General features: G+C 65.1%; 6 protein-coding genes. 3 read left to right on the top strand and 3 right to left on the bottom strand.

Annotation, left to right across the window (positions count from 1 at the left end; translation table 11 throughout):
- Both U9983_RS25135 and U9983_RS25130 read right to left on the bottom strand, forming a co-directional pair.
- A partial coding sequence (locus U9983_RS25135) for an FAD-dependent oxidoreductase (protein ID WP_322756384.1) occupies positions 1 to 583 on the bottom strand: 583 nt, incomplete at its 3' end.
- A gap of 193 nt (positions 584 to 776) precedes the next feature.
- Positions 777 to 2,654 carry a long-chain fatty acid--CoA ligase gene (locus tag U9983_RS25130; protein ID WP_322756383.1) on the bottom strand — a complete coding sequence of 626 codons (1,878 nt, stop codon included), beginning with the start codon at positions 2,652 to 2,654 and terminating at the stop codon, positions 777 to 779.
- A 552-nt stretch (positions 2,655 to 3,206) separates the two neighbouring features.
- Between U9983_RS25130 and U9983_RS25125 the strand changes: the two genes are divergently transcribed.
- Both U9983_RS25125 and U9983_RS25120 read left to right on the top strand, forming a co-directional pair.
- A complete protein-coding gene (locus U9983_RS25125) occupies positions 3,207 to 4,742 on the top strand; it encodes an MFS transporter (RefSeq protein WP_322756382.1) in 1,536 nt (511 codons plus the stop codon).
- Between the two features lie 212 nt (positions 4,743 to 4,954).
- On the top strand, positions 4,955 to 5,428 hold the full coding sequence (locus U9983_RS25120) for a PaaI family thioesterase (RefSeq protein ID WP_322756381.1): 474 nt from the start codon (positions 4,955 to 4,957) through the stop codon (positions 5,426 to 5,428).
- Between the two features lie 177 nt (positions 5,429 to 5,605).
- Here the strand turns inward: U9983_RS25120 and U9983_RS25115 are convergent, their stop codons facing one another.
- Positions 5,606 to 6,433 carry an MBL fold metallo-hydrolase gene (locus U9983_RS25115; protein ID WP_322750794.1) on the bottom strand — a complete coding sequence of 276 codons (828 nt, stop codon included), beginning with the start codon at positions 6,431 to 6,433 and terminating at the stop codon, positions 5,606 to 5,608.
- Positions 6,434 to 6,972: 539 nt separating this feature from the next.
- Here U9983_RS25115 and U9983_RS25110 point away from each other — a divergent pair.
- Positions 6,973 to 8,316 (top strand): AMP-binding protein (locus U9983_RS25110; protein WP_322756380.1); only part of this gene is annotated, 1,344 nt, incomplete at its 3' end.

Below are 8,316 nucleotides of genomic sequence, written 5' to 3'. Positions count from 1 at the left end.
GGAAGGACCAGTCAAGATTGCCGAAATACGAGTAGTAGACGAAGCAGGTAGCCGGTACGACACGGTAGAAGTCGGCGCCGACCTGGTCGGCGACCGTCGAGTTCCGGCCGTCCGCGCCGACCACGAACGAGCCGCGAAATTCCTTCTCCGATTCGTCGCCGAACTGGCCACGGATACCGACGGCGCGACCGTCTTCAAAGATCACATTCTGGACGGTGAATCCCTCGACGACCTCCGCCCCGGCCGCGCGGGCCGCGTCGACCAGGATCTTGTCCAGCACCGTGCGACGAGGAGAATAGACCTCGGTGATGCCCTCGATCGGATCGGCGAAACCCTCGACATGGATGCCGGTATAGGACAGGGTCAGGTGCTTCATCGCCGGGACGCCCGTCGCCGCGACGCTGTCGAGCAGACCCCAGTCCCGGAGTCGTGCAAGGCCGGTCTGCTGAATATAGTGCGTCGATATGGTGTCACTCGGGAAGGTTGATCTGTCAACGACGAGGACCCGATGACCGCGTCTGGCCAGGAGCATCGCCAACGATGAACCGGCGCAGCGCGCACCAACAACGATAACGTCGTACATAAAATGTGCTCCTGTCGTCAACTCGGACGAGCTCCGCGGCGCCACGGCACCCCGGCACGAATACGTATTAATTTTCCACAACCGCCGGAAGTGCGGTCAACAACTGTGTCCATACGCCATCGGCCGATTGGTCGACACAATGGATCCGTGCATCGGTAACGGTCGGGAAACGTCAGCGGGAACGGCGGTGCGGTCACCCGTACAGCGCGGCGATGTCCGCGGCGAAATCGCTCTCGATCACCGTCCGACGCAGTTTCATGGAAGGCGTCAGATGCCCCCGGTCCAGGGTGAAGTCGGTCGCGAGCACCCGGAAGGCCCGGATCGACTCGGCCCGGGAGACGAGGCTGTTCGCATCGTCGATCGCGATCTGAATCTCCGCGACCAGATCGGGATCATGGCGCCAGGAGTCGTCGTCCGGTGCCGTTTCCCGGCCCGCCAGCCAGGTCTGGAGGGCCGCGCCGTCAACGGTGACCAGCGCGCTGACGAACGGGCGTGCGTCACCGATCACCATGCAGTTGCTCACCAGTGGATGCAGGCGCACGCGATCTTCCAGCGGCGTCGGCGAAACGTTCTTGCCACCGCTGGTGACCAGGATCTCCTTGCGACGGCCGGTGATGTAGAGGAAGCCGTCCTCGTCAAGCCGACCGAGATCACCGGTGTGCAGCCAGGGGCCGTCGCCAGCCTGGACCGCATCACCCTCCGTTGGCTGCACGGCTGGCTCACGGGCCGGCGGCCAGTACCCGGGCCAGTATCCCGGCGAGACGTTGCGGCCGCGGACGAGCAGCTCCTCGTCGTCGGCGATCGCCACCGTGGTGCCCGGAATCGGGCGTCCGACGCTGCCCATCCGGTTGGTGGCCGCGACGTTCACCGTCACCGCCGTGGCCGATTCGGTCAGCCCATAGCAGTTGAGGATCTCCACCCCCAGGCCGCCGTAGAACGCCGCGGTCGTGTCGTCGAGCGACGCGCCACCGGAGATCACATATTCGAAACGACCGCCGAAGGACTCCCGCACCCGGCTGTAGATCTTCTCGTCGAACGCGGCGTGGGCGTCCCGCAGCTGTGCATCCACGTGGCCCGCGAGCCCACGTGCCCTGGCGAGCCCGAATTCGATCGCGATCCGCTCGGCCGCCCCGTCGACCACCCCGACACCGCCTGCCGCCGGTTCACGGACCCGCTTGCGGATCTTTTCCAGCGCGTACGGGACGAGCGCGAGGAACGTGGGCCGGAACGTCGGGAACTCGGCGATCAGCTCCGGCACGCCCGGCAGAAGTCCCGTCCGGGTGCCGGCGTACAGGCAGGCGATGAGGATGGTCCGACCGAAGACGTGCGAGAGCGGCAGGCCCAGCAGGGTCGTCGCCTGCTCTCCCCGCACGCTGCGGAACAATTGCCCGGTGTGCTCGACCGTGTTGGCCGAGGACGCGTACATGTTGCGATGGGTGAGCATGCATCCCTTGGGTACCCCGGTGGTACCACTGGTGTACACAATTGTCGCAAGGTCGTCGGCACGCACCCTGCCACGACGATCGTCGTACTCGGCGTCTAGAGGGTCAAAGGGCGCGCCCGGAGACCGCAGTCCCCGGAGTGCTGACGGCCCGTCCTGATCGCCGTCGTGCCAGGCCTCGACCGTCTCCAGCAGCCAGACATCGGCCCGCAGGCCACTACCGCCGATCTGACGGAGCTGGGCCTGCTGGGCCTCGGTCTCGACAAAACACCAGCTTGCTCCGGAATCGGTGAGTACATGCCGCATCTGCAGTTCCGAAGCCGTCGGGTAGATCGGAACCGTGACCGCACCAATACTGAGCACCGCGAAATCGACGACCGCCCACTCATAGCTGGTTCGGCCCAGCACGGCCACGCGGTCGCCGTGCGCGACGCCGTGGGACAACAGCACCTTGGCAACGGCCTGGATGTACCCGGCGAACTGCCGGCAGGTGAAATCCTGCCAACCGGCAGCGGTCTTCCGACTGAGCACGCAGCGGTCCGGGTTCATCCGGACGCCTTCATCTACCAGTAAGGACAGGCCCCGGTCAGCGGGAAGCACGACGCCCTCTCCGGACTTGTACTGCTGCATCTCAACCACCTACTCGCGGCGACGACTTCCGATGTCAGTGTCTGTTCCGAAGGTCGGTTTTAATTCTTGAAGAACTGGTCGGCGCTGACAATGTGCTTCTCCTGAACGATTCATTAACATACGCCGTTGCGCAGGTCTGCGCGGCGCGATCACGGTCACTCGGGAGACACGCAGGCGTGATCAGATACGGCGGGCGGCTACCGTCAAAGGGTGTGAAACGGTCACGATAATGTCAACCCCAATTCGACATTCTCATCGTTCGATTGCCGAAACCAATCAACAATGACGGCCGACACTCGGAAATCGCCTCACAGATAGTTATCGAAACGTTGTCACGACGTTTACCGCCCGGCAAGATACGGTGCCTTGGCGCACCCTTCTGGATTACACTGACAGAACGAACGCACACCATTCTTCATCACCCGACGAGAGACTGATCGCCCGAACGTATTCAGGACTTCGCGGCACCTCGCCAGCATGTCGTATCTATCCTGAGACCGACACCGGTAGAGAGGTTTTTTCATGATATCAAATAAAATGTCCGCTTTATCGGTGAACCGCGAGCGCCCGTTGTTCCGATTGGCGCTCGTGTGCGTCGCGACCTTCATGGTCTACCTGGACACCAGTATCACCCCGGTAGCGGTGCCGGCGATCCGCGCGGACCTCCACGCCGGGGTGACCGCCGCCCAGTGGCTTCTGGACGCCTACACTCTCGGCTTCGCGGGCCTGCTGCTCACCGCAGGGTCCCTTGGTGATCGTTTTGGCCGCAAGGCGGTCCTGCTTGCTGGAACCGCTGGATTCAGCGCATGCTCCGTTGCCTGCGCACTCGCCCCGAATCCGCCGGCGCTGATCGCTGCGCGCGCAGGCCAGGGCGTGTTCGCCGCTGCTGTCGTCCCCCTGTCGCTGGCGGTGACCTCGGCGCTCTTCGCGGACGCGAGACAACGGAGTCGCGCCATCGGCGTGTGGGGTGGCACCGCAGGCGTGGCGCTGGCACTCGGGCCCCTCGTAGGTGGGCTGCTCGTCCAGACAGCCGGGTGGGAGAGCCTGTTCTGGATCAACCTTCCGATTGGCGCCACGGCACTTGCGGGCCTGGCATGGTCCCTAGAGGGCCAAAGGCGATGCGATCATGGTTCTGTCGCATCGCCGGAGGCCGTAGTCCCTGGAGCGCTGCCGGGAACCGGCCAGACCGTACCCGGCGGAGGTGACGCCGGTCGCGTACCGACCCGCCGGGTGGATGCAGTCGGGCAGCTGCTGTTCATCCTCGGAACTGGGGCGCTGACGGTCGTGATGATCGAAGGAGGCGGTTACGGGTGGCATTCGCCGATGACCGTCGGCCTCGCATGCGCCAGTATCGTCGCCTTGGCATTCTTCGCGCTGTGGGAGCTCCGCTGCCGGCAACCGATGCTGCCGCCACGCCTGCTGCGGATCCCCGCCGTGGCCGTGGCATGCGCCGTGAACTTCCTCGGGCTGTTCGGTCTGTATGCCGTGCTGTTCCTGCTCACCCTGTACCTGCAGGACTCCCTGCACCTATCACCCCTGGAAACGGGTGTGCGGTTCCTGGCACTCACCGGCTTCCTCGGCATTGGCGCGGTGAGCGCCGCCGGCGTGGTCCGCCGCCTGGGCACGCGCACCACCATGGTCCTGGGCCTGCTCCTGGTGACGCTCGGACTCGGCGGGCTCACCCTGGTGGAGACGGGGAACGGCTACTTCAGCTATGGATGGGCACTGGTCCTGATTGGTGTCGGTATTCCGTTGTCCAGCGGCGTGGTCGCGATCCAGGCGATGATGGCTGCGGTACCAGCTGATCTGGCCGGCACCGCGGCCGGCACCATGAACACCTTCCGGCAGTTCGGAGCCGTCTTCGGAGTGGCTCTCGCCGGTCTCCTCTCACCCCAGCGAAGCAACATCGTCACCTCGATGTACCGCACCTTCACCGTCGCCGCCGCCGGTGCACTTGCCGGCGCCATGCTGACCGCCATTGTGCTGCGCGAGCGACGTGCTCGCGCAGCAGAGACGACACCAGCGGGGGCCGGTCACACGCCCGAACGGATCATTCCCTTCGTCCGCATGAGGAACTCACCCAGATAGCCGTCGTGCGGGATCCCCGGGCGTAACCAGACCGTCGGATTGCCCCCCAGGTACAGATTGGTGATCGACAGCTTGTCCAGCAAGATCATCTATGAGATCGCTGGTTTGTTCACCACCCGGCCATCGTCGCGGAGTCCCGGCTCAACGATTCCCTCGTACAATCCGGTGAGAATGGACAGCCGGCCGGAGTCGATCCGAAGGAGGCAGAACCCGTGCAGGTGAACGGTGCGAAAGAGGAATACCCGGCGCTGAACCGTATACGCGAACTGCGGGAACTGCTGGCGCACGGAATGGCGGCCGGGATCGGGGTCGGCCACTCACTGGGTATAACACTCGAGTCGGTGGAGAAGGGCCGGACGGTGTACACACTCACACCCTCACCGGCTACGGCCAACGCCATATACACCGTGCACGGCGGTGTTCTGGCGACCCTCATGGACACCGCCATGGGAAGCGCGATCTTCACCGAGCTCGCCGATGGAGTCCTTTACACCACACTCGAGCTCAAGGTCAACTTTATTCGTCCGGTGAAACTTGACGCCGATCAGCTCACCTGCGAAGGCCGGACGATCAACATCGGGAAGCGCACCGCGCTCGCGGAGGCACGCGTGCTCGACCCCGCCGGCAGGCTGATAGCCCACGGAACCAGCACGTGCATGCTGATACGCCCCACGGATGCGACCTAAGAGCGCCCGGCAATAGGGGCGTGGATGAAGGAGCGGGGCTGGGGCACGTAGATCGCGAGGCGGAGGAGGAAGGCACCCTGGTGTTGGGTGTCGACCGACGACAACGTGGCGAGGTGCGTGCCCCAGCCCCGCGACGCCGCGTCCCCTATTGCCGGGCGCTCTAAGTTCGGGAACCGGTCAGGAGGCCTGGACGTCGAACCGCGCGGCCGGTGCGGCAAGGTGCACCGGCCCGCCGAAGACGCGGCTGGCATCGGCCTGTCTGGCCTGCAGCCAGCCCGGGTCGCCAGAGATGAAGTGGGTGAGCACGAGCTGGGCGACGTCGGCGGTGGCTGCGGCCTCACCGGCATCGGTGGCGCTGAGGTGACCGTGCGGTCCGTCGTCGGTGACCTCCAGAGTGGCTTCGGCGAGCAGCAGGTCGACGTCCCTGGCCAGCGGAATCAACGCATCGGTCCGGCCCGTGTCCCCGGTGTAGGCGAGCGTTCCCGCCGGGCCGTCCACCCGGACTCCACAGTTGGGAACGGCGTGCCGCAGGCCGTGCATGCTGATTTCGCAGTCACCTGCCTTGAACACCTCACCGGCGGTGTACTCCCGTACGTCGAAGGCGATGTCGAAAGCCTTGTCCAACATGGGAATGGTCGCTACCGGAAACAGTTTCGCAAGCTTGTCCAGAGTCGCCCGACCGCCGGTCGGCACGTACAGTGGAATCGGTGGACGCTCGATGTCATCATCGGCATCCGGTAGGTTCTCCAGGTGGTGTCCATACCGGGCGCGCCCGCTCAGAAGAGCCTTTCCAATGGGCAACAGATCATAGCAGTGATCCGAGTGAAAATGACTGATCACAACCGCGTCCAGCATCTTCGGATGGCCGATCGCACTGAGCGCCAGGGCAACTCCCGGACCGCAGTCCAGCAGTATTCTGGCACCTTCCGTGCTCACCATGTAGCCTGAACTGCTCTGACCGCCGGCTGGCATTCCAGAGCGACAGCCGAGGACCGTGAGATGCATTGGAGAGACATCCGATCTTTTGAAATGCCGAAATTAACGCCGCACTTTCTGAACGTAAAATTCACTCGTTCCAGCGATGGTGCTGGTCAATCATGGATTTGGCAACCAGCAGCTGCCACACGCACGATTGCGAGGACCAATCGCCGCGAGCTGAACCGGGTAGAAATCCCGGCTACGTCGTCGGGCCGGTCACAGCCCTGACCGGCGGTCGCCGATCCCGGCCGGGATCGGCTGGGATCGGGCGGGCTCGGCGGCACCACCCGGAGCTGATGTGGTGGTCAGACCGGTGGGAGCGGGCGGTACGCTTTTGCGAATTCGAACAGGACCCGCCGTCCGCTCGGTGAACGGACCGCAAAGCGACCACAAAAGTCATTGGAATAATCGCCGACGGCATGCGCGTCCACCTACGGTCGATTGCCATTTCGAATAGATCAATACAACCGGAAGACAAGTATTGACAATACTCGTACCATCGACAAAAAATTTCGGATGATGACGGTGTTCGCCAGGTCGACCTTCATGAGGCAGGGAGAGACCGCATGCTCGCCGGCACGTTGCACGAAGCACTTGACCAGATGGCCGCGTACCGCCCTGACACGCCCATCTCCTTCCCGTCCGAGCCGGCGACGATTTCGCTGCACGACCTCGCGGAGTCGTCGCGGTCGATGGCCCGCGCACTGACCGAAGACGGTGTCGGGCCCGGCAGTCGGGTCGGTATCTTCAGTCAGAACGCGCCCGAGTTCCTGCAGGCCCTGTTCGCCATCACCCGGACCGGTGCAGCCGCGTGCCCGTTGCCGCTACCCAACGCAGCCCGGGACCTGCGCGGGCACGCGAACCGGCTGGCACGGATCTCATCGGTCGCAGGGATGCGTCGCGTGGTGGTCTCGTCCCGGTTCCGGGCCCTGGCCGGTCGTTTCAGCGAGGCCATGGGCGAGACCACGTTCGTCTGCGCCGAGGAGCTGCGCTGTGGCGCGACCTCGCTGGGAAGGCTACCCACGGTGGCGCCGACGGACCTGGCGATCGTGCAGTTCACCTCCGGGAGCACGGCGGCGCCCAAGGGGGTGCAGCTCACCCACGGCAACGCGCTCGCGGGTATCGAGGCGATCAGCGAGGGCATCGAGCTCGGCCCGGGCGACAGCGGCGGTATCTGGTTGCCGCTCTTCCACGACATGGGACTCTTTGCCACCCTGTGCGCGATCATGCGCGGGATACCCATGACGGTGTGGTCGCCGACCTCGTTCGTGAAGGATCCGGCGCGGTGGCTGGACGAGTTCCTCGCCTGCGAAGCCACGATCTCCAGCGCCCCGAGCTTCGGCTACGACCAACTGACCGCGGCCGTGTCCGCGGATGACGCGGCCCGACTGAACATGCGGCGCTGGCGGATCGCCTTCAACGGTGCCGAACCGATCGCGGTCTCCTCGATCGAGCGTTTCCTTGAGCGCTTCGCACCGGCCGGCTTCGCGCCCGAAACAATGTTCCCGGTCTACGGTATGGCCGAGGCGACCCTGGCAGTCACGTTCCCCGCGCTCGGCCGGGCGCCGGTGTCGGTCTGGGTTGACCGCGACCGGCTGGCCAATGCGGCGTCGGCCCACGAGGTGGCACGTGGGCACTCCCAGGCCCGGGGCATCGTCGGCGTGGGCCAACCCGTACGGGGCGTGCAGGTGCGGATCGCCGACGCCGCGGGCACCGGTGTGTCCGCCGATGACCACCGGGTCGGCGAGATCGAGATCCGTGGGGACTCGGTGACGTCTGGTTATCTAGAGGGCCAAAGAGCGCGCGACGATCGTCAGATCGCGCGCCCGGAGGGCAGCGAGACCGACCCGTTCACATCCGACGGCTGGCTGCGCACCGGTGACCTGGGGTTCCGCCGAGGTGGGGAACTC

The sequence above is a fragment of the Protofrankia sp. Cas3 genome (assembly GCF_963555955.1).
Classification (GTDB): domain Bacteria; phylum Actinomycetota; class Actinomycetes; order Frankiales; family Frankiaceae; genus Protofrankia.
The sequence above is the reverse complement of the archived record's forward strand: the minus strand, read 5'-3'. Positions and strand labels throughout refer to the sequence as shown.